Source organism: Bradyrhizobium sp. OAE829 (assembly GCF_040546575.1).
Lineage (GTDB): Bacteria > Pseudomonadota > Alphaproteobacteria > Rhizobiales > Xanthobacteraceae > Bradyrhizobium.
Map to the genome: position 1 here is coordinate 1,072,294 of NZ_JBEPOE010000001.1, position 20,447 is coordinate 1,092,740.

The window sequence follows — 20,447 nt, forward strand, 5'->3', positions numbered from 1 at the left end:
AGACCTTAACCGAGCAGCGTGCCCGGCTCGACCTTGACGCCCGGGCCCATGGTAGAGGAGACCGCCACGCGCTGGATGTAGGTGCCCTTGGAGCCGGCAGGTTTCGCCTTGGAGACCGCATCCGCGAGCGCCTTGACGTTCTGCACCAGCTTCTCTTCGGTGAACGAGGCCTTGCCGATGCCGGCCTGCACGATGCCGGCCTTCTCGACGCGGAACTCGACCGAGCCGCCCTTGGCGCCCTTCACGGCGGTGGCGACGTCCATCGTCACGGTGCCGATCTTCGGGTTCGGCATCATGCCGCGCGGGCCGAGCACCTTACCGAGGCGGCCGACCAGCGGCATCATGTCGGGGGTGGCGATACAACGATCGAAATCGATCGCACCGCCCTGCACCTTCTCGACCAGGTCTTCGGCGCCGACGACGTCAGCACCGGCTGCCTTGGCCTCTTCCGCCTTGGCGCCGCGCGCGAACACGCCGACACGCAGGGTGCGGCCGGTGCCGTTCGGCAGGGTCACCACGCCGCGAACCATCTGGTCGGCGTGACGCGGATCGACGCCGAGATTGATCGCGATCTCGATCGTCTCGTCGAACTTCGACTTGGCGCGTTCCTTGACCATCTTGATGGCGTCCGCGAGCGGATAGAGCTTCTCGCGGTCGACGCCCTCGCGGGCCTTCTTCAAACGTTTTCCGATTGCCATGGTCCGTTACCCCGCAACTTCCAGACCCATCGAACGGGCGGAGCCCTCGACCATCTTCATGGCCGACTCGACGGAATCGCAATTGAGATCCTTCATCTTCTTCTCGGCGATCTCGCGCACCTGCGCTTTGGTCACCGAGCCTGCCTTGTCGCGGCCCGGGGCTTTCGAACCGGACTGGATCTTGGCGGCCTGCTTGAGGAAGAAGGACATCGGCGGGGTCTTCATCTCGAAGGTGAACGAACGATCGGCGTAGATCGTGATCACCACCGGAATCGGGGTGTTCTTTTCTTCCTTCTGCGTCTGGGCGTTGAACGCCTTGCAGAATTCCATGATGTTGAGACCGCGCTGACCAAGCGCGGGACCGATCGGGGGCGAAGGATTCGCAGCACCCGCCGGCACCTGCAATTTCAGGTATCCGGTCACTTTCTTTGCCATACGTCACTCCTCATGTTGCTCCGGATCATCCGGAAGCTTCACAGGACCGTGGTGCGGTTCGCATGACGGCTGGCAACCGTCAGTCCCCTTCCACGGCTCTTCGGAAGCGTCGCCGCCTCCTCTACTCGTCATGCCCGGGCTTGACCCGGGCATCCATCACCTTCGCGAAAGCCTTTGCGAAGCGGATGGATTGCCGGGTCAAGCCCGGCAATGACAGCGATCAGACCTTCTCGACCTGACCGAATTCCAGTTCGACGGGCGTCGCGCGGCCGAAGATCGACACTGCGACCTTCACGCGGCTGCGTGCCTCGTCAATTTCCTCGACCACGCCGGAGAACGACGCGAACGGCCCATCGGCCACGCGGACGTTCTCGCCGATTTCGAACGACACCGACGCCTTGGGACGTTCGACACCTTCCTGCACCTGATGCAGGATCCGCATCGCCTCGGACTCCGAGATCGGCATCGGCTTGTTTTCGGCGCCCAGGAAGCCGGTCACCTTGGGCGTGTTCTTGATGAGATGGAACGCCTCGTCGGTCAGCTTCATCTTCACCAGCACGTAGCCCGGGAAGAACTTGCGCTCGGCGTCGATCTTGCGGCCGCGGCGCACTTCGGTGACCTTTTCGGTCGGCACCAGCACCTGCTCGAACAGTTCCTCCAGCCCGCGCTGCTTGGACTGTTCGCGGATCGATTCCGCGACCTTCTTCTCGAAGTTCGAATAGGCGTGAACAATATACCAGCGCTTGTCCATCGTTTGGGTTCCGGTGCTCATCAGTGGACGCCCAGCAGGAAGGTAATGAGATAGCGGATGATCATATCCGCGGCGAAGAAGAAGATCGAAGACAGCGCCACCATGATGAACACCATGATGGTGGTGATGGTCACTTCGCGGCGGGTCGGCCAGGTGACCTTGGCGGTCTCCGAACGCACTTCCTGCAGGAACTTGAACGGGCTGAGAGCCATCGTTGGGTACCGCGTCCTTCGTGAAACGAATGTCTGAATTTAAGTGAATCCGAACAGCCCTCTAGCGCCCAGCCCTCTCTCGAAGGATGAGCCGCCAAGCGGGCTCGATTGTTCGGGGGATTTCAAAGCCGCGCCGGATATCCGCATAACGGGCCGGCAGCAGGTGGCGGGTATCTACTGCCAGTCGGGCAAAAGGTCAAGGTATCCGCCGGCCGCGGAAGGCCCCCGGGCCGGCGGAAATGCCTCGGCCGGACCGAAGGCCGTTGGTTAACCGCAGGTAGCGGGCGCCCCTCAAATCCGAATCAGCGCGCGATCGGGTTCTTAAAGGCTCCCCGCCATCCTGACCGTCCCCTTGATGGACCATGAGGTGACGATGTCGCTGCTCAGCCAACCCCAGACCGGCCAGGACGGACCTGCAGGTGACATCGCCTGGAGCGTTCTCGACGCGGCCAACGATCTCGGCGATACCGTCACCATCGATGCCTGCCGGCGCGTGATTGACGCGAATCTGCGCGGCGTGGCGCCCGCGACTTCGGACATGGCTGTTGTCGTGGGGTTCTTCGGCTAGTTCCGGACGGCGGCAGGAAACCCCACCCAAGTCCTTGATTTAGCTGGCAGGGGCGGCAGGGCTCGAACCTGCGACAACCGGTTTTGGAGACCGGTACTCTACCAACTGAGCTACACCCCTACGCAAACCATGCGTCGCCGCCGGTTTCGGCCCGTTTCAAGCATAGGCGATGCCCCGATTGCAAGGGCGAAGCCGCGAGCAGCCCTCTGGAAATCGGTAACCGCCCTGTTCAAGTCAAGGGTTCTGCGCCAAACTTGCTCCCACAACAACAAGAGCCAAGAGCAATGGGAGAGACCATGAACGCGCAGACTGCCCCCAAACACGCCGCCACGCCGCAGACCCCGTCCCTCCCCCACGCCAAGCCGGAACAGATCGGGTTGTCCACCACCCGCCTGCAACGCATGTCGGACGCCTTCAAGCGCGAGGTCGACAAGGGAACCCTGCCGGGCGCGACCGTGCTGGTGGCCCGTCGCGGCCAGATCGGCTGGTTCGACGCGATCGGCCGGCAGGCGCCTATCCTGTCCGCGCCGATGGCCAAGGACAGCATCTTCCGCATCTTCTCGATGACCAAGCCGATCGTCTCCATTGGCATCATGATGCTGATCGAGGACGGCCACTTCCTGCTCAGCGACCCCGTCGCCAAATTCATCCCCGAATTCGCCGGCCAGAAGGTCGGCGTCGAGCACAACGGCCAGCTCGAGCTGGTGCCGTTGAAGCGGCAGATGACGGTGCAGGACCTTCTGCGCCACACTTCCGGTATCACTTACGACCACACCGGCAACGGACTGGTGCAACAGCTCTATCAGCAATCGCGGCTGCGCAGCCGCAAGATCACCAATGCCGAACATGCGGTGATGGTCGCGAGCATGCCGCTGATCTGCCAGCCCGGCGCCGAATGGAATTACAGCCGCTCCACCGACATCCTTGGCCGCATCATCGAAGTCATCTCCGGCAAGTCGCTCGGCGCGTTCCTGACCGAGCGCATCCTGGCGCCGCTGCAAATGGCGGAGACCGCGTTCCACACCGCAGAGGAAAATGCCGGCCGGCTGGCCGAGGCGTTCCCGACCGATCCCTGGAACGGCGACAAGGTCCAGCTCTTCAACATGCTCGAGAAGCCGGTGATGGAATCCGGTGGCGGCGGGCTGGTGTCGACCACGATGGACTATGCCCGTTTCAGCCAGATGCTGCTGAGCGGCGGCACGCTGGATGGCGTCAGCATCGTCAGCCGCAAGACGCTGGAACTGATGGCGTCCGATCACCTCGCCCCGTCAGTCAAGGTCAACTCGCCCCTGATGCCGGCCGGCCACGGCTTTGGCCTCGGCTTCGCGGTCCGCACCCATGACGGCATGGCGCCGTTCCCGGGCTCGCGCGGCAACTTCTTCTGGAGCGGGATGGCCGGAACGTTCTTCTGGATCGATCCGAAGGAGGACCTGATCGCGGTGTTCATGATGCAGGGCCCGGGCCAGCGGGAATACATCCGCACGATGTTGCGGAACCTGGTGTACGCGGCGGTGGAGTAATTCCCTGTCGTCCCTGCGAACGCAGGGACGACGAGAGGTATTGCGTCCTCAACTAATCGTCGCCCCACCGTCGATCACGATCGTCTGGCCGGTCATGAAGTCGCCGGCCGCCGATCCCATGAAGACGGCCGCGCCGGCGATCTCGTCGGGGGTGCCGATGCGGAGCAGCGGCGAGCGCGCGGTCGAGGCTTTCAGGGTATCGGGATTGTCCCACAGCGCCTTGGCAAAATCGGTCTTGATCAGGCCGGGCGCGATGCAGTTCACGCGGATGTTGTGCTTGCCGTATTCGCAGGCGAGGTTGCGCGCGAGCTGCATGTCGGCGGCCTTCGAGATCGCGTAGGCGCCGAGCACGGTCGAACCCTTCAGACCGCCGATCGAAGACACGATGATGATCGAGCCGTCCTTGCGCTCGATCATCTGCGGCACGACCATGTTGATCAGCCAGTTGTTGGCGACGATGTTGTTGTCCAGGATCTTGCGGAACTGATCGTCGGAGATGCCGCCGAGCGGACCATAGTAAGGATTGGACGCGGCGTTGCAGACCAGCACGTCGATCTTGCCGAAGGCGCGGTTGGATTCATCGACGAGGTTTTGCAGGTTTTCCTTGCTCGAAATATTCGCCGCGATCGAGACCGCCGTGCCCTTGCCGAATTTTTCGTTGATCGACTTGGTGACGGAATCGCAGACGTCCTGCTTGCGCGAGGAGATCACGACCTTGGCGCCGTGCTCGGCCATCCGTTCGGCGATGGCAAGGCCGATGCCGCGCGTGGAGCCGGTGATGACGGCGACTTTGCCCTTCATGTCGAACAAGCTCATGTCTCTCTCCCAGATGTTGGTCCGGCGGTCCGCCGGTTTTGGTTTTAAACCTAACGTCATTCCCGGGCGATGCGAAGCATCGAACTACGATGTGCAATTGCACATCGGAGAATGACGCCTTACGCAAGCTTCGTCGCCGGCGGCACGATCTCCGGCCCGGCCGGCTGATGCATCGCATTGTGCGAGGCGTCCGCAATCCACGGCTGCTGGTTGACCATCGGCAGCCGCCAGATCGCATGGTTCTCGCTTGCGACGTGATCGAGCCGCGTCACCGAGCAATTATCGATGTCGAAGGCGAGGCCCTTTTCCGGCAAGCCGCCGAGCGCAAGACCGACCGCGGCCTTGATCGTTCCGCCATGGGTTACGGCAATCACGTCCTTGCCGGCATGCTCCCTGGTGATGCGCTCGATCGCGCCGCAGACACGGTTGTAGAGATCCATGAAACTTTCGCCGCCGGGCGCGGGTTCGTCGATCGCCGCGAACCAATGGCTGCCGGCGGGACGGCTGGCCAGAAACGCTGCGCGATTCATGCCCTGCCATTCGCCGAGATGCTGTTCGGCAAAGTCCTTGATGTGCGGCATGTCGGCGGGCCTCGGAAATCCGGCGGCCCAGATCGCGTCCGCGGTCTGATGCGTGCGCTTCAGGTTGCTTGAATACCAGACCGCGTTGCGCGGCAGGATTTTTCCGACCGCGTCGAACACCACGCGATCGCTGGTATCGCAGCCCAGATCCTTTTGCCCGTAGATGCAGCCGCCATCCTCGCGGACCGGCGCATGCCGCACCCACCACCAGCGTGTGGTAACCACTCCTGCCTTCGGAGCAGCTACTGATTTGTCGGTATTGGACATCGCTGGCACCCTTCAATAGTGTTCACTGTCGCTGTACGTCAGAGCACGCAACGTCTCAAGTGACTTCAGCGTTTGAAATCTTGTTTGAAATTCCGCAAGGCGGCAAGCGTATCTATGTCTGACGCGTTTTCTTCACGCGAACCGGTAGCCACTTCGCTTGAAAACGCTATAACCACGTCCACACTAGGGAGGAACTCATGGGCCGCCTCGAAGGCAAATCCGTCATCATCACCGGCGCAGGCAGCGGCATCGGACGCGCAGCCTCCTTGTTGTTCACCAGGGAAGGCGCAAAACTGATTGCGGTCGATCGCAGCGAAGCGGTGAAGGAAACCGCAAAGCTCGTCAGCGACGCCGGCGGCATTGTCGAGGCCGTGATGGCGGATGCGGGATCGGAAGCCGACGTGAAGGCCTTCATCGACAAGGCGGTCTCGAAATACGGCAAGCTCGATGCGATCTGGGCCAATGCCGGTGTCAGCGGCGGGCTGGTTCCAATTCCCGAACAGACGGTGGAGCACTGGCAGGAAGTGCTGCGCATCAACCTGATCGGACCGTTCCTCGCAATCAAGCATTCGATGCCGCACATGATCAGGCAGAAGTCGGGCTCGATCGTCTGCACCGCTTCCGTCGCAGGTCTCAAGGCCGGCGCCAGCGGACATCCCTATGGCGCGAGCAAGGCCGGCGTGATCAGCCTGGTGCAGACCACGGCCTATTCGCTGTCCGGCACCGGCGTGCGCATCAATGCAGTCTGTCCGGGCCTGATCGAAACCGGCATGACCAAGCCGGTGTTCGACCGCGCCAAGGAGCGCGGCACCCAGGACAAGATCGGCCAGCTCAACCCACTGAAGCGCGCCGGCCAGCCGCATGAACTCGCCGCGATGGGACTGTTCCTCGCCAGCGACGACGCGTCCTATGTCAACGGCCAGGCGATCCCGGTCGACGGCGGTTTGACGGCCTCGATGCCGTATACGGGCAAGCCGGTTTGATTGCTGCGTCCCCAACTCCTCCATCAACGCGTCGTCCCGGCGAAGGCCGGGACCCCATACCGCGTGATCGCTCAGTGAAGACTCGGTAGCGGAGACCGTTCGCAAAACTTCTCCCTGTGGTTATGGGTCCCGGATCGCGCTTCGCTTGTCCGGGACGACGGGGATATGAGTTCGCCTTCTCGCGACGCATTGCGCCCGAGCTTTGCCAGAAATTCCTTGCCCTCGAAATAAGAGGGCGCAGGGAAGACCGGGTGCGCGCTGCACCCGCGGTCTCGCGTGCGGTTTGCACTAAGTAGGCTGCACACGAGCATACAGGGCAGCGGTGAACACCCGGCCTTCCCTGCGCAATGGCTTTACGGCTTATGCCGCGCTCTCCCCGGAGACGAGTTCTTGGTTGACTCCGTCGCTGCCGTTTCCGCTTGCGCTTCTCCGACAGCTTGACGCCTGCAACGGGCGCCAGGACCACACGGTTTTGCCGTACGCTAAATACACGCCGTCGTCAGACGTGAACCAGCGTCCACCGCATCCCGCCGCGCGTTCGTGACGTGCGCACGCCCCTCTTGTCGGGCGGAACGCGACAATTCAAACCGCTGATTTGCCCGACGAGGAAAGCGGAATTTTGCCCGTCGGGTTAATTTGTCGCAGCGCGAGCAATCCATCCGCCGTCATTCCCCGATGCGCAATTGCGCATCGGGGAATGACGATGAGCGCAGTAGCGCGTGTCAGGAAGCCGGCAGCAAACTCCCTTTCACCGGCGAATAATCCACCGGCGCCAGCAAGCGATCCTCGATCTGGCCGACCATCAGTCCGTGCTCCGCATGCGTCACGCGCTTGATATCGGACCATTCGGTGTCCGCCATGAAGTCCGACCATGCCGCGGTCCTGGTCGCCTCGTCGGGCCATTCCAACAGATAGGCAAATTCGGTTCTGTCACCGAATTTGGTTTCCCACATCGCGACGATCCGAAAGCCGTATTTGGTGCGCATGATACGCGCCGCGTGATCGCGAAACCGGTTATGGAACGCGGCCTTGTTCCGTTCGAAGATCTCATAGATGCGAAGTTGCTGGATCATGATCAGATCTCCTCTTGCGCGGGAGATATGATCGCGCTGTTGCCTGTCAATTGCCCGGCCATCCCGCGATCGGTTCCATCAAACAACGCGACGCTCACAGCCCGTCGGGCGGAATGCCTGACGTGCTGGCCGCCACCGGCCGGGCGCGGACCCGTTCGCGGTAGAACGCGTAGAGCCCGGACGAGACGATGATCGAGGCGCCGAGCAACATCATGCCGTCGGGCTTGTCGCCGAACATGAAATAGCCGAGCAGCATGGCCCACAGCAGCGCCGAATAGCGGAACGGCGCCACCGCCGAGATATCGCCCGATCGCAACGCCACGATCATGCATTGATAGCCGATCAGCACCAGCACCGCCGCCAGCGCCAGCATGCCCAGCGCGTGATTGGACGGCGGCGTCCAGCCGCCGAGCGGAAACAGGATGACCGCGCCGGCCGATGTCACCGTCACCGTCATCAACAGCGTGATGAACAGCGAGGGGATTTGCGCGGGGATTTTCTTGGTCGAGAGGTCGCGCAGGGCGCAGAACGCCACCGAGACCAGCGCCAGCAGCGAAAACTGGTTGAAGCCCGCGATGCCCGGCCGCACGATGATGAGCATGCCGACAAAACCGGCCGCGATCGCCAGCCAGCGTCGCCAGCCGACCGGCTCGCGAAACACCAGCGCCGCGCCGAGCGTGATGGCCAGCGGCAAGGCCTGAAAGATCGCCGACGTATTGGCCAGCGGCAGATGCGTGAGCGCCGCCATGAACGATATCGTGCCGCCGACCTCGCCGACAACGCGCAGCGCGACCGGCGCGGTCATCACCGTGCGCAACGGGCGCAACGCGCGCTGATGCAATGCGAGCGCTGCGACCAGCACGATCGCGAACAGGCCACGCACCAGCATCACCTGGCCGAAATTGATTTCAGCCGACACCGCCTTGGTGATGGAGTCATTGATCGTGAAAGCGGCCATGGCGGTGGCCATGATCAGGCTGCCACGGATATTTGGGGAGAGAGCCAAGATGGATTCCAGTTGAACCTCATCCTGAGGAGCTTGCGAAGCAAGCGTCTCGAAGGATGGCCGCGAGCGAGAGCGGGGCCTCGTGGTTCGAGACGGCGCTTCGCCCCTCCTCACCATGAGGGTCTGGCTACGGATGCAATGAATGAAACATGGCGCGGCCCATCCGGACCGCGCCATGTTTCAAATTATTTCGCGCCGGCCTTCTGCGCGTATTCCCAGGAAGCCTGCGACAGCGGCACCGTGCGCTTCGCCGACTCGATGGCCTTGGCGTTGGCCGCGGTGCCGTCGCGGATCCGGCCAGCAATACCCTGCGTGATGCCTGCAAGGCGGAACAGATTGTAGGAGAAGTACCAGTTCAGGTCGGGAACCTCGGTACCGGTCACGTTGCAGTAGATCTGCGCGGCCGCTTCCATGCTCGGGATGTTCAGCGCCTTCAGATCGGCGTTGGCGAGGCCCGGCATGGTCCATTGCATCAGGAGGTAAGTGAAGTCGGCCATGGGATCGCCGAGCGTCGACAATTCCCAGTCCAGCACCGCCTGCACGCGCGGCTCGGTGGCGTGGAAGATCATATTGTCGAGGCGGTAGTCGCCATGGACGATCGACACGCGCTTCTGCTCCGGCACCGTCTTCGGCAGCCATTCGGCGAGCTTTTCGAATTCCGGAATGTGCTGGGTCTCGGAGGCGCGGTATTGCTTGGTCCAGCGATCGACCTGCCGCGCAAAATAATTGCCGGGCTTGCCGAAATCGCCGAGGCCGATCGCCTGCGGATCGAACAGATGCAGTCTTGCAAGCGTCTCGATCTTGCTGGTGAAAATCTTGTAGCGATCGCCCGGCGTCTGGGTCGGCAGCGTGGGATCCCACAGCACCCGCCCCTCTTCCATCGACATGATGTAGAAGGCCGAGCCGATCACGCCGTCGTCGGTGCAGAGCGCATAGGCCTTTGCAACCGGAAACCCCTGCTTGCTCAGCGCGGCGATGACGCGGAATTCGCGATCCACCGCATGCGCCGACGGCAGCAATTTGCCGAACGGCCGGCGGCGCATCACATAGGATCGTCCGGGCGTATCGAGCCGGTAGGTCGGGTTGGACTGGCCGCCCTTGAACTGCAGGACGGTCAGCGGTCCCTGATAGCCTTCAACGTTTTCGCGCATCCACGCATCGAGGCGCGTCTCATCGATGCGATGACGCTCCTCGACTTCCTTGGTGCCTGAAAACTCTTCGTCTTTCCTGACGCCGTCCGCCACGATGACGCTCCCCTAAGTTTCTTATCCGTCGTTCCGGGATGGTCCGAAGGACCGGACCCGGAACCTCGAGATTCCGGGTTCGCGCTTCGCGCGCCCCGGAATGACGGCTGTGAGAGCACGTTCGCTCTCGCCTGCTTAATTAGTGCGACGTGTTTGCATACTTCCGAAGTTCAAGTCTGGCAATGGCGCGATTGTGGACCTCGTCCGGACCGTCAGCCAGGCGGAGCGTACGGATATGGGCATAATCCTTCGCCAGGCCGGCTTCGTCGGACACACCGGCGCCGCCATAGGACTGGATGGCATTGTCGATGATCTTCAAGGCCATGTTGGGCGCGGTGACCTTGATCATTGCGATCTCGGCCTGTGCCGTCTTGTTGCCGACCTTGTCCATCATGTCGGCAGCCTTGAGGCACAGCAGGCGATTCATCTCGATGTCGGCGCGCGCTTCGCCGATACGTTGCTCCCACACCGAGTGCTCGATGATCTTCTTGCCGAACGCGGTGCGCGAGGCCAGCCGCTTCACCATCTTCTCGAGCGCTTCCTCGGCCTTGCCGATGGTGCGCATGCAGTGATGGATGCGGCCCGGACCAAGACGGCCCTGCGCGATCTCGAAACCACGGCCCTCGCCGAGCAGGATGTTTTCCGCGGGGACCCGGACGTTTTCCAGCAGCACCTGGGCGTGGCCGTGCGGCGCATCGTCATAGCCGAACACCGGAAGCATTTTCTCGACCTTGATGCCGGGGGTATCGAGCGGAACCAGGATCTGCGACTGCGCCTTGTGTTTCGCCGCGCTCGGATCGGTCTTGCCCATCAGGATCGCGATCTTGCAGCGGGGGTCGCCGACGCCCGACGACCACCATTTGCGGCCGTTGATGACGTAGTGGTCGCCATCCTTTTCGATGCGCGTTTCGATGTTGGTCGCGTCCGACGACGCCACCGCGGGCTCGGTCATCAGGAAGGCGGAACGGATTTCACCGTCCATCAGCGGCCGCAGCCACTTCCGCTTTTGCTCCTTGGTGCCGTAGCGGATAAACACTTCCATGTTACCGGTATCCGGGGCGGAACAATTGAACACCTCCGAAGCCCAGGAGATGCGGCCCATCTCTTCCGACAGCAACGCATATTCGAGGTTGGTCAATCCCGCGCCGCGGAATTCGTCATCCTCATGCGCGTTCGGCGGCATGAACATGTTCCAGAGGCCTTCGGCCTTGGCCTTCTTCTTCAGATCCTCGAGGATCGGGATCACCTTCCAGCGCGGTCCCTCCGCATCCTGCTTGTCGTAGATCGGCACCGCGGGCCGAACATGCGTTTTCATGAACGAACGAACGCGGTTGAGCCATTCGGTCTGGCGTTCTGACATATTGAAGTCCATGGGACGCTCCCTTCTGAATACATTCGCTGGCTTTTGAAACCTTTGGCGGCACTGTCTGCCCACCCCTCCTGCGCCGCAAGAGATTTGCTGATGCACGAGCCGAGGTGGATTGACATTTCCCGCCCTTCAAACGATAGTTTCATACACGCGTTTGAAATGCAACTCCCCAACAGGGGACCAGATATGGCGTCCGATCATACCCGCTCCGCCATTCTCGCCGCCGCCGAACGGCTCTACGCCGATCGCGGTTTTGGCGATGTGACATTGCGCGACATCGTTGCCGAGGCGAACGTCAATCTCGCCGCGGTGAATTATCATTTCGGTTCGAAGGACGAGTTGATCGCGGAATTGTTCGTGACCCGCAGCCTCGCCACCAACCGCGAGCGGCTCAACGAACTGAAGGCCGCCGAGGAAGCCGGCGGCGGCCGCGCCTCGATCGAGGCCATCATGCACGCGCTGGTCGGCCCGACCTTGCGCGGCTGCCTCGGTCCGGACCGCGAAGGCTCGACCGCGGCGCGCTTCATGATCCGCGCGTCGATCGAGTCAGTGCCGCCGATCCGCCGCATCAAGAACCGCGAGGTCGATCATTTGCGGAAATTCGTCGCCGCGATGCGCCGCTCCCTGCCCGGCCGCGACGATGCCGAGCTCTATTGGGGCCTGCATTTTGCGCTCGCGATGTCGCACCACACGATCCGCGAAAAAGAGCGGCTGACGAAACTGTCGGAAGGCCAATGCGACCTCAACGACGTGAATGCGATCGTCGAACGCGTGGTCACGGTGTCGGTAATGGCGCTGACAGGCGGCGAGCCTGCGAAGAAAGCGCCGGCCCGGTCCATGGCGCCGCCGTATGGCCGGCTGACCCGGCAGGACCTGTGAGCTACGTCATCGCCACGCAATCGATCTCGATATCGAACGGCCCGGTCCATTCCGGGATGCAAACGAAGATGCGGGCCGGCGGATCCTGCGGAAAGTAGCGCCGGTAGACCGAATTGACGGCCGCAAAGTGCCTGGCTGAGGTGCAGTAGACGTTGCACTTCATCACATTGTCCAGCGATGCGCCCGCGGCCTCCAGACAGCGTTTCATCTGCTCGAGAACCAGTTCGGTCTGGCGCTCGATCGGAACGCTGAGGATTTCGCCGGTCTGGGGATCGAACGGCGGCAGGCCGGAGACAAAGATCATGTTGCCGGCGCGCGTCACCGGCGATGCCGGAGGCGTTCCCCATTTCTCGAGAAAAGAGGAGATCGGTTCGACGCGGAGAGCTTCTCTTTTCATGACGGCACCTTCATTTGGCGGATCGACAGCGCAAGACTAACGTCTTGCGCCGCGATCATGCTTCGAAGGTGATCGAAGTGTTGCTGTATCGCCTAGACGATCTTCTGCGCCTTCAGCGCCTCGACCTTGGCGTCGTCATAACCGATCGTCGCCAGCACTTCCCTGGTGTGTGCGCCGAGCAGCGGTGGCGCGCGATACTCCTTCACCGGCGTGCCGGAGAACGAGATGGCATTGCGGATCAACGACAGTTCCGGTTCGAAGGGATGCTCGACCTTGACCCGCATGCCGCGCGACTGGACATGCGGATCGGAAAACACCTGCTCGAAATTGTTGATCGGACCGGAGGGCACGCCGGCCTTTTCCAATTCGTCCAGCCAGTACGCCACCGGCTTCTTCAGGAACAGTCCGGCGAAGATCGCCATGATCTCCTTGCCGTGCACGACGCGGTCGTTGTTCTTGAGGAATTTTGGATCGGTCGCGAGCTCGGGAGCGCCCAGCACGGCGCAGGTGCGCGCGAACTGGCCGTCATTGCCGACCACCAGCATCAATTCACCATCGATGGCGCGGAACACGCCGGCCGGCATGCCGCCATTGCCCCAGGTGCCGCGCCGCGGCGGCGTCACGCCGTTGACGAGGTAGATCTGCAACCAGTGCGACAGCGAGGCGATCACGGTGTCGAACAGGCAGACGTCGACATGCTGCCCCTCCCCGCCATTGACCTTGCGGTGAAACAGCGCCGAGAGAATGCCGATCGAGGTGTTCATGCCGGTCATGTAGTCGACGATCGACGGGCCGACCTTCATCGGCCCCTCGCCGGGTTCGCCGTCGATATGACCGGTGACGCTCATCAGGCCGCCCATCGCCTGCAGGATGGCGTCGTAGCCGGCGCGCGGCGCGTAAGGCCCGGTCTGGCCGAAACCGGTCACCGAGCAATAGATGATGCCGGGATTGATCGCCTTGATCGATTCATAATCCAGCCGGTAGCGCTTGAGGTCGCCGACCTTGTAGTTCTCCATCATCACGTCGCAGGATTTTGCGAGCTCACGAATGATGTCCTGGCCTTCCGGCGAGGCGATGTTGACCGTGACCGACTTCTTGTTGCGGTTGGCGCACAGATAGAACGAGTTGTTGTTATTGGCCTTGCCTTCGGGGTCCTGCAGGTAGGGCGGGCCGAAGGCGCGCGCGTCGTCGCCGCCGCCGGGACGCTCGATCTTGATCACCTCGGCCCCGAGATCGCCCAGCATCTGCGCCGACAAGGGCCCCGCCAGCACCCGCGTCAGGTCGAGAATCTTGATGCCTTTGAGTGGCAGAGCCGACATGAAACTTCCTCCGAAACTTTTGATTTGGTGGCGCCGGAACGTCCCCCGGCGCGCGATGCCCAGCCGATACACTATTTTGCGGCCATGAGCCCTGCATTCGCGGCATGCAGGTATCCGCCTGTGGCTGATGGCGCGCCGAAACGCCTCAGCCCGGCGCGTTGAATGTCCGCGCAAAAAACACCGGGGACCTGGCCTTCTTCAGCCGGTATAGCTGGGCCGGCCGGTTCGGCCCCTTGCGCATTTTGGCCACCGGCTCGATCAGGTCCGCCGCCAGCATCCGGGTGCGGAACGCGCTTTTCTCCAGCGGGCGGTCGAGCACGATCTCATAGACCCGCTGCAGGTCCGGCAGGGTGAATTCCGGCGGCATCAGATAGGCCGGCAGCGAGGTGTACTCGACCTTGTTGCGCAGGCGCTGGACCGCCGCCTCCAGAATCTCGGCGTGGTCGAACGCAAGCCTGACCCTTGGCTTGCCCGAACCCACGGCAAACCACCGCGCGTCGGCGGCGCCGGGGCCGCTCGCGGGCAGATCGGGCATCAGCGCGAAATAGGCGTGGGTTGCCGACCAGCCGCGGGGATCGCGGCCGGCGCTGCCCCAACTCCCCAATTGTTCGAGGTATGGACTGACCATGCCGGTTTTTTCCCTGAGCTTGCGGACCGCACAGGCCTCGAGGTCGCGATCCCGGTCGGTGTCCACGAACCCGCCCGGCAATGCCCAGGAATCCGGAAACGGCTCGCCCTCATTTGCCGGGCGCTGAACCAGCAGGACCTGGAGCGCGTCGTCCCGCACGGCGAAGATGACGACGTCGACCGTCGTCAACGGCCGCGGAAAATCCAGCCCTCCTCTGCCCGACTTTGTTCCCCGTCCCTGTTCCATGCCCGAATCCGTGTCCATGAACCCTCTTGCCGTTGGGCTTGACAATAGCACACTTAGTTGTACTGTCCAACTTACTTAGTTGTCCAGACACACTTACGAACGAACTAGAAGGGGTACACGCCATGTTCGGCATCCGGTTCATCAAGGCACAGCCGACCACCTATCTGATGAAATACCGCGGCGGCGCCGTGACTCAGGAAGGCGCGGGCCTCTCGGGGTTTTATTACTCCCCGGTCACGTCGCTGGTCGCGGTGCCGATCGGCAGCCGCGACGCCGCCTTCATCTTCGAGCAGATCGCCCGCGACTTTCAGGCCCTCACTATCCAGGGCCACGTCACCTATCGCGTCAGTGATCCCAAGCGGGCCGCCGCCATGCTCAATTTCACGCTCAAGAAGGACGGCAAGAATTACGAGTCCGACGACCCCGAGAGACTGCCGCTGCGGATCCTCGGCACCGTCGAGGTGCTGGCGCAGCAGGTGGTGAAGGACCTGACGCTGAAGGAAGCGCTGCAGGCCTCCGACCGGATCGCCGACATTATCGCAACCGGACTCAAGAGCCGCGCCGACATCGCTTCGCTCGGGCTGGAAATCCTCGGCGTATCGATCCGCGCGATCAAGCCGACGCCGGACACGGCCAAGGCGCTCGAAGCCGAGGCGCGCGAGGCCATCCTGCGAAACGCCGACGAGGCGATCTTCGCCCGGCGCAATTTCGCGGTGGAACAGGAACGCGCCATCCGCGAGAGCGAACTCGACACCGAAATCGCCGTCGAGCAGAAGAAGCGTTCGATCCGCGAGACCCAGATGGACGCCGAGGCCAGCGTGGTCGCCAAGCAGAACGAGCTGCGCGAAGCCGGCATGGTCGCCGACATCACGCTGGAAGCCAAGCGCGGGGACTTCGTGGCGCTCAACGCGGAAAATACCAGGACGCTGGCGGACGCCGAGGCTTACCGCGTCGGCGCGCTGATGAAGATTTTTGAGGGCGTCGATACCAGGGTGATCCAGGCGCTCGCTTCTGCCGGCATGCAGCCCGGCCAGTTGATCGCGCAGGCGTTCGGCGGGATCGCCGAAAAGGCCGAGCGGATCGGCCAGTTGAACGTCTCGCCGGAACTGCTCAACGCGCTGATGGAGAAGCCCAGGGAGACCGCACATGCCCGCCGCCAATGACCGCAAGGTGGTGCTGGTCACCCGCAAGACGCGGCTGGAAGATCTGATCGCGAAATATCTCACGGCCGCGCAAGCCAGATTCTATGTCGAGCATCTCGGCGCCGACTTCTCCGACTATCAGCGCGAGCACGACGTCTATCAGTCAGAGCGGCACCGCACCGTGCAGACGCTGGAGCAATGGGGCCGCTACCAGATCATCGACCGGAGTTTCTTGCCCAACTTCCTGTTCGGCCCCGCCGACATCGTGGTCGCGCTCGGCCAGGACGGCGTGGTCGCCAACACCATGAAATATCTCGACGGCCACCCGCTGATCGGCCTCAACCCGGACGCAAGGCGTTACGACGGCATCCTGCTGCCGTTCGTGCCTGACGACCTCCCTGCCCTGCTGCGCGAGGTCGCCGCCGACAAGCGCGGCTTCAAGGCGGTGACCATGGCCAGGGCCACGCTGACCAACGGTCAGGTGCTCCATGCCGTCAACGAGCTCTTCATCGGCGCGCGCACGCACATTTCAGCCGTCTATGAAATCGCAGCCGGCGCGCACAGGGAGACGCAGTCGTCGAGCGGCCTGATCGTCTCAACCGGCCTCGGCTCGACGGCGTGGTTCAAGAGCATCGTCACCGGTTCGCTCGCCATTGCCGGCGCGTTCGGCGGCCAGACCGCGCCCGCGTCCTATTCAGCGCAGGCCTGGGATTGCAACGCATTGCGCTTCGCCGTGCGCGAGCCGTTTCCAAGCCGCACCTCGCAGGTCAATCTGGTCTATGGCGAACTGACAGGATCCGAACGGCTCAGCGTCCGCTCCCTGATGCCGGAAAACGGCGTCATCTTCAGCGACGGCATCGAAGCCGACCGCCTGGAGTTCAATTCGGGGACCGAGGCGCAGATCACGGTCGCCGATCGGGTCGGCCGGCTCATCGTGTGATGCGATCCGCTACCTTCCGGCTCACTCGGCGGCAATGCCGAGAGCCCGGACAAGCTCACCACGCGCCCGATAGTCGATATCGATCTGCCGCTTGAAATCATCAGCCGTACCACCGATCGCGGCCATGCCCTGCTTGGCCAGCCAGGCGCGCATCGTGTCCGTCGCAAGGACCTGATTCACCTCCTTGTTCAAGGTATCGATCACCGCCTTTGGCGTGTTCTTCGGCAGCATGAATCCGATGTAGCTGGTGATCTTGAAACCCGGGAAAGTCTCGCTGATCGCCGGCACGTTGGGGAGCAGCGGGTCGCGCTTCTCCGAGGTAACGCCCAGCAGCTTAATCTTGCCCGCCGCCGCCAGCGGCTCGACCGCCGTGTACGCGCCGAACACCAGCGGTATCTGTCCGCCCAACAGGTCGTTCACCGAAGCCGCCGTCCCCTTGTATGGAATATGGGTCATGGTGAAGCCGCCGGCCTTCTGCAACATCTCGCCGGCGAGACGATGTGGAGTGGAGCTGCCTGAACTGCCAAAACTTAATTCCACGGTCTTTTGCTTGGCCAGCGCGACGAGCTCGGCCACCGAGTTGGCCGGCAGATTGATGCTGGCGGCAAGCAGCAATGGCGCCCCGGTGACGCTGATCACCGGCTCCAAGGCTGCCGAAAGGTCGAACTGTTTGCTGGTGGCGAGATGCGGATCGATCGTCACCATCGCATCCGTCACCATCAGGATCGTGTATCCATCGGGCTCGGCGCGTGCGGCCGCCTGCGCCGCGATCATGCCATTGGCGCCCGTCTTGTTCTCGATGACGACGGATACTTTGAGGTTCTCGCCGAGTTGCTTGCCGATGATCCGGGCCAGTGCATCGGCCTGCCCGCCCGCGGAATAACCCACCAGGAAGGTCATCGATCGCGATGGATATGGCTGCGCGTTGGCGACTTGTACCGTCGCGACCAACGCCATCGTAACCAGCGCCGCGCCGAGCGTACGGGCTTTGCCTCGCACCAATTTGCCTGACGTCATGCTCCGCCTCCTCCATGAGATCACATTTTTATCCAGGCGCAGTTGAATCCACCGCGCTGGTTCGTTGTTACGCGGGCTCGTTCGCGACCGCGCCCAGCACGCCGGCCGAGCGCAAATCCTCAATGTCGCGCTCCGAATATCCGGCGTCTCGCAGAATCTCGTCCGTGTGCTCGCCGATCCGCGGCGGCTGGCGATCGAGGCCGGGCCGTTCCCGCGCTTCGCCGAACTCGACCGGCAGCGCCGGGATTCCGACCAGCGGCCCGCCACCTAGTCCCGATACGGCGGTCGCCAGCAAGCCGCCATTGTGAAGCAGATGCGGATCGGTCGACAGTTCGTCGGGCCGGCCAACCCGCGAATAGGCCACCCGCGCCGCTTCGCATTTTGCCAGGATTTCGCCGAGCGGCAGCCGCGCGATCCGCCGCTCCAGTTCGGGGAGCATCCACTCGCGCGCTTCGCAGCGGGCGGCGTTACCCGCAAACCTGATATCATCGCGCCAGTCGTCGAAGCCGAACGTTTCGCAGAACCGCTGCCAGTGGCCGTCCGAGGTGCAGCCGATGAAGACCTGACCGCCATCGGACGCGGTGAAAACATCGTAGACACCCCAGGCATTCTTGCGCGCCGGCATCGGCGGCATCGGACCGCCGATGACCGCGCTGCCGACGACCACGGCGCCGAGCATGAAGGTCGCGCTTTCAAACAGGGAGCTGGCGACCTTCTGCCCGACGCCCGTAGCGTCGCGCTCGCGCAGCGCGGCCAGCGCAGCCACCACGCCAAACACGCCGCCGAGAATGTCGATCACGGGCGCACCGGCGCGGAGCGGCCGGCCGGGCGGACCCGTCATGTAGGCAAGGCCGGACTGCATCTGCACGACTTCATCGAGCGCGCCCCGATTCTCGTACGGGCCTTTCAGGAAACCCTTCATCGAAAGATAGACTAGACGTGAATTGATCCGGCGCAGATCATCCCAGCTGCATTTCAGCCGCTCGATGGTTCCCGGCCCGAAATTCTCCAGCACCACGTCGGCGTCCCCGACGAGCCGATGCACGATCGCCTGCCCCTCGGCCCGCTTCAGGTCGATCGCGATCGATCGCTTGTTGCGATTATACGTCGCGAAAAATCCGGCGGCAAAACCCGGCAGGCGTCGCGTCGGATCGCCACCGGCAGGCTCAATCTTGATCACGTCGGCGCCGAGATCGGCAAACAGTACGCCCGCGCACGGCCCCATGATTGTGTGGCCGAAATCCAGCACCTTCAATCCCGCCAGCGGCCTCGACGCCGTCATCACGCAGCCCTTTCCCTGAATGCAGCCAGCGTTCCCGATCGGAGCGCAGCGCTCGGCAGGCGGTGTCCGACGATCCGCTCGGCGAGACGGCCGGCCTCGATCAGCGCCTCGATGTCGAGGCCGGTCGCGATGCCCATCTCCTCACACAGCAGCGCGAGCTCCTCGGTGGCGATATTGCCGGGCGCGCCGGGTTGGCCGGCAAACGGACAACCGCCGAGCCCCGCCACCGCCGCGTCGAACGCGGTGACACCGAGCCTCAATCCTTCATAGGCGCATGCGATACCCTGCCCGCGCGTGTCATGCAGATGCAGGGCGATCTGCAAGTCCGGCCAGCGGTCACGAACGGCGCCAACCGCGGCCGCGACCCGGCGCGGCGTCGCCCAGCCCATGGAATCCGCGAGCGCAACGTCACGGACCTCAACGCCGAATTCGCGTGCAACGGCAAGCCCGTCCGCCACGGTCCCGGCGACCATTGCGGGCGAGACGTCGCCGGCGAAATTGCAGCCGAAGGCGGCCATGACGATGATCTTGGCGATCGGCACGCCGGCTTCCTGGTGCACCCGCACATATTTGCGCATGGCTTCGACTTGTCCGGCGCGATCGCGGTTGAGATTCCTGATCGCGAAGGCTTCCGACGCGCTCAGCGAAATGAACCCGGCAAGGGTCAGCTTCCCCCTGAACGCGAGCGCGCGCCGCAATCCGCTCTCGTTGAACCACAGCGCGGAGTATTCGACGCCTTGCCGTGCAGTGAACCCATCGACTACGGCCTCGGCGTCGGCCCAGCCCGGAACATGCTTGGCGTTGACGAAGGAGGCGACCTGGATCCGGCGCAGGCCGCAACTGGAGAGCGCATCGATCAGCGCGATTTTGTCCGCGGTCGCAATCGGGCCCGGCTCGATCTGAAAGCCTTCGCGCGGCCCCTCTTCGCTGATGACGACGCTGTTCGGCAGGTCCATGCCCTGCGGCTCCCCGGGTGATCTTTTGTTGGTTGTGAGCTTGTCGCGCCCCAAGACATCTGACAAATATAATATCATGATCAATCTGTTCTAATAATCAGATGATAGGAGCGATCTT

The 20,447-nt window shown here is 63.0% G+C and carries 22 protein-coding genes and 1 tRNA gene; 6 read left to right on the top strand and 17 right to left on the bottom strand.

The window, feature by feature from the left end; genetic code table 11:
- Nucleotides 1-5 precede the first annotated feature (5 nt).
- The 4 genes from rplA to secE form a co-directional block, all read right to left on the bottom strand.
- The gene (rplA, locus tag ABIE49_RS05205) at nucleotides 6-698 is read right to left on the bottom strand and encodes a 50S ribosomal protein L1 (RefSeq protein WP_192733881.1); all 693 of its coding nucleotides are present in this window, start codon (nucleotides 696-698) and stop codon (nucleotides 6-8) included.
- 6 nt (nucleotides 699-704) lie between these two features.
- Entirely contained in the window at nucleotides 705-1,133 is a 429-nt protein-coding gene (gene rplK / locus ABIE49_RS05210; protein ID WP_192733882.1) for a 50S ribosomal protein L11, read from the bottom strand.
- Between the two features lie 220 nt (nucleotides 1,134-1,353).
- Nucleotides 1,354-1,884, bottom strand: a complete 531-nt coding sequence (nusG, locus tag ABIE49_RS05215; protein WP_192734252.1) for a transcription termination/antitermination protein NusG — start codon at nucleotides 1,882-1,884, stop codon at nucleotides 1,354-1,356.
- Between the two features lie 20 nt (nucleotides 1,885-1,904).
- Nucleotides 1,905-2,096, bottom strand: coding sequence for a preprotein translocase subunit SecE (secE, locus tag ABIE49_RS05220; RefSeq protein WP_192733883.1), 192 nt, complete (start codon nucleotides 2,094-2,096; stop codon nucleotides 1,905-1,907).
- Nucleotides 2,097-2,469: 373 nt separating this feature from the next.
- Here secE and ABIE49_RS05225 point away from each other — a divergent pair, with 373 nt between their 5' ends.
- Complete coding sequence (locus ABIE49_RS05225; protein ID WP_192733884.1) at nucleotides 2,470-2,664, top strand: hypothetical protein; 195 nt, start codon at nucleotides 2,470-2,472, stop codon at nucleotides 2,662-2,664.
- Between the two features lie 44 nt (nucleotides 2,665-2,708).
- On the opposite strand, the gene ABIE49_RS05230 is transcribed toward ABIE49_RS05225, so the two are convergent.
- Nucleotides 2,709-2,784: transfer RNA gene (locus ABIE49_RS05230), tRNA-Trp, on the bottom strand.
- Between the two features lie 176 nt (nucleotides 2,785-2,960).
- Here ABIE49_RS05230 and ABIE49_RS05235 point away from each other — a divergent pair.
- On the top strand, nucleotides 2,961-4,184 hold the full coding sequence (locus ABIE49_RS05235) for a serine hydrolase domain-containing protein (RefSeq protein ID WP_192733885.1): 1,224 nt from the start codon (nucleotides 2,961-2,963) through the stop codon (nucleotides 4,182-4,184).
- A 48-nt stretch (nucleotides 4,185-4,232) separates the two neighbouring features.
- Here the strand turns inward: ABIE49_RS05235 and ABIE49_RS05240 are convergent, their stop codons facing one another.
- Both ABIE49_RS05240 and ABIE49_RS05245 read right to left on the bottom strand, forming a co-directional pair.
- Complete coding sequence (locus ABIE49_RS05240) at nucleotides 4,233-5,000, bottom strand: SDR family NAD(P)-dependent oxidoreductase (RefSeq protein ID WP_192733886.1); 768 nt, start codon at nucleotides 4,998-5,000, stop codon at nucleotides 4,233-4,235.
- A 119-nt stretch (nucleotides 5,001-5,119) separates the two neighbouring features.
- The gene (locus tag ABIE49_RS05245) at nucleotides 5,120-5,848 is read right to left on the bottom strand and encodes a histidine phosphatase family protein (protein ID WP_192733887.1); all 729 of its coding nucleotides are present in this window, start codon (nucleotides 5,846-5,848) and stop codon (nucleotides 5,120-5,122) included.
- A 197-nt stretch (nucleotides 5,849-6,045) separates the two neighbouring features.
- On the opposite strand from ABIE49_RS05245, the gene ABIE49_RS05250 reads away from it, so the two are divergent.
- Nucleotides 6,046-6,831, top strand: a complete 786-nt coding sequence (locus tag ABIE49_RS05250) for an SDR family NAD(P)-dependent oxidoreductase (RefSeq protein ID WP_192733888.1) — start codon at nucleotides 6,046-6,048, stop codon at nucleotides 6,829-6,831.
- A gap of 722 nt (nucleotides 6,832-7,553) precedes the next feature.
- On the opposite strand, the gene ABIE49_RS05255 is transcribed toward ABIE49_RS05250, so the two are convergent.
- From ABIE49_RS05255 to ABIE49_RS05270, 4 genes are all read right to left on the bottom strand, one after another.
- Nucleotides 7,554-7,904 carry an NIPSNAP family protein gene (locus tag ABIE49_RS05255; protein ID WP_192733889.1) on the bottom strand — a complete coding sequence of 117 codons (351 nt, stop codon included), beginning with the start codon at nucleotides 7,902-7,904 and terminating at the stop codon, nucleotides 7,554-7,556.
- A 94-nt stretch (nucleotides 7,905-7,998) separates the two neighbouring features.
- Nucleotides 7,999-8,910, bottom strand: a complete 912-nt coding sequence (locus tag ABIE49_RS05260) for a DMT family transporter (RefSeq protein WP_192733890.1) — start codon at nucleotides 8,908-8,910, stop codon at nucleotides 7,999-8,001.
- Nucleotides 8,911-9,095: 185 nt separating this feature from the next.
- Nucleotides 9,096-10,154: a phosphotransferase family protein gene (locus ABIE49_RS05265; protein ID WP_192733891.1), complete on the bottom strand. Its 1,059-nt coding sequence runs from the start codon at nucleotides 10,152-10,154 to the stop codon at nucleotides 9,096-9,098.
- 139 nt (nucleotides 10,155-10,293) lie between these two features.
- Nucleotides 10,294-11,526, bottom strand: a complete 1,233-nt coding sequence (locus tag ABIE49_RS05270; RefSeq protein ID WP_192733892.1) for an acyl-CoA dehydrogenase family protein — start codon at nucleotides 11,524-11,526, stop codon at nucleotides 10,294-10,296.
- Between the two features lie 183 nt (nucleotides 11,527-11,709).
- Between ABIE49_RS05270 and ABIE49_RS05275 the strand changes: the two genes are divergently transcribed.
- Nucleotides 11,710-12,402: a TetR/AcrR family transcriptional regulator gene (locus tag ABIE49_RS05275; protein ID WP_192733893.1), complete on the top strand. Its 693-nt coding sequence runs from the start codon at nucleotides 11,710-11,712 to the stop codon at nucleotides 12,400-12,402.
- A gap of 1 nt (nucleotide 12,403) precedes the next feature.
- Here ABIE49_RS05275 and ABIE49_RS05280 read toward each other — a convergent pair whose 3' ends face one another.
- The 3 genes from ABIE49_RS05280 to ABIE49_RS05290 form a co-directional block, all read right to left on the bottom strand.
- Nucleotides 12,404-12,799 (bottom strand): RidA family protein, encoded by a 396-nt coding sequence (locus ABIE49_RS05280; RefSeq protein ID WP_192733894.1) that lies wholly within the window; start codon nucleotides 12,797-12,799, stop codon nucleotides 12,404-12,406.
- Nucleotides 12,800-12,891: 92 nt separating this feature from the next.
- Entirely contained in the window at nucleotides 12,892-14,118 is a 1,227-nt protein-coding gene (locus ABIE49_RS05285) for a CaiB/BaiF CoA transferase family protein (protein ID WP_192733895.1), read from the bottom strand.
- A gap of 145 nt (nucleotides 14,119-14,263) precedes the next feature.
- On the bottom strand, nucleotides 14,264-15,010 hold the full coding sequence (locus ABIE49_RS05290; protein WP_192733896.1) for an NUDIX hydrolase: 747 nt from the start codon (nucleotides 15,008-15,010) through the stop codon (nucleotides 14,264-14,266).
- Between the two features lie 104 nt (nucleotides 15,011-15,114).
- Between ABIE49_RS05290 and ABIE49_RS05295 the strand changes: the two genes are divergently transcribed.
- Together ABIE49_RS05295 and ABIE49_RS05300 are read left to right on the top strand one after the other, a co-directional pair.
- Complete coding sequence (locus ABIE49_RS05295) at nucleotides 15,115-16,155, top strand: SPFH domain-containing protein (protein ID WP_192733897.1); 1,041 nt, start codon at nucleotides 15,115-15,117, stop codon at nucleotides 16,153-16,155.
- Nucleotides 16,139-17,074, top strand: a complete 936-nt coding sequence (locus tag ABIE49_RS05300; RefSeq protein ID WP_192733898.1) for a diacylglycerol kinase catalytic domain-containing protein — start codon at nucleotides 16,139-16,141, stop codon at nucleotides 17,072-17,074. The genes ABIE49_RS05295 and ABIE49_RS05300 overlap by 17 nt, the downstream gene beginning before the upstream one ends.
- 21 nt (nucleotides 17,075-17,095) lie before the next feature.
- On the opposite strand, the gene ABIE49_RS05305 is transcribed toward ABIE49_RS05300, so the two are convergent.
- From ABIE49_RS05305 to ABIE49_RS05315, 3 genes are all read right to left on the bottom strand, one after another.
- Nucleotides 17,096-18,091, bottom strand: coding sequence for a Bug family tripartite tricarboxylate transporter substrate binding protein (locus tag ABIE49_RS05305; protein ID WP_192733899.1), 996 nt, complete (start codon nucleotides 18,089-18,091; stop codon nucleotides 17,096-17,098).
- 67 nt (nucleotides 18,092-18,158) lie between these two features.
- Complete coding sequence (locus tag ABIE49_RS05310) at nucleotides 18,159-19,373, bottom strand: CaiB/BaiF CoA transferase family protein (protein ID WP_192733900.1); 1,215 nt, start codon at nucleotides 19,371-19,373, stop codon at nucleotides 18,159-18,161.
- Entirely contained in the window at nucleotides 19,373-20,329 is a 957-nt protein-coding gene (locus tag ABIE49_RS05315; protein WP_192733901.1) for a hydroxymethylglutaryl-CoA lyase, read from the bottom strand. The genes ABIE49_RS05310 and ABIE49_RS05315 overlap by 1 nt, the downstream gene beginning before the upstream one ends.
- Nucleotides 20,330-20,447 lie beyond the last annotated feature (118 nt).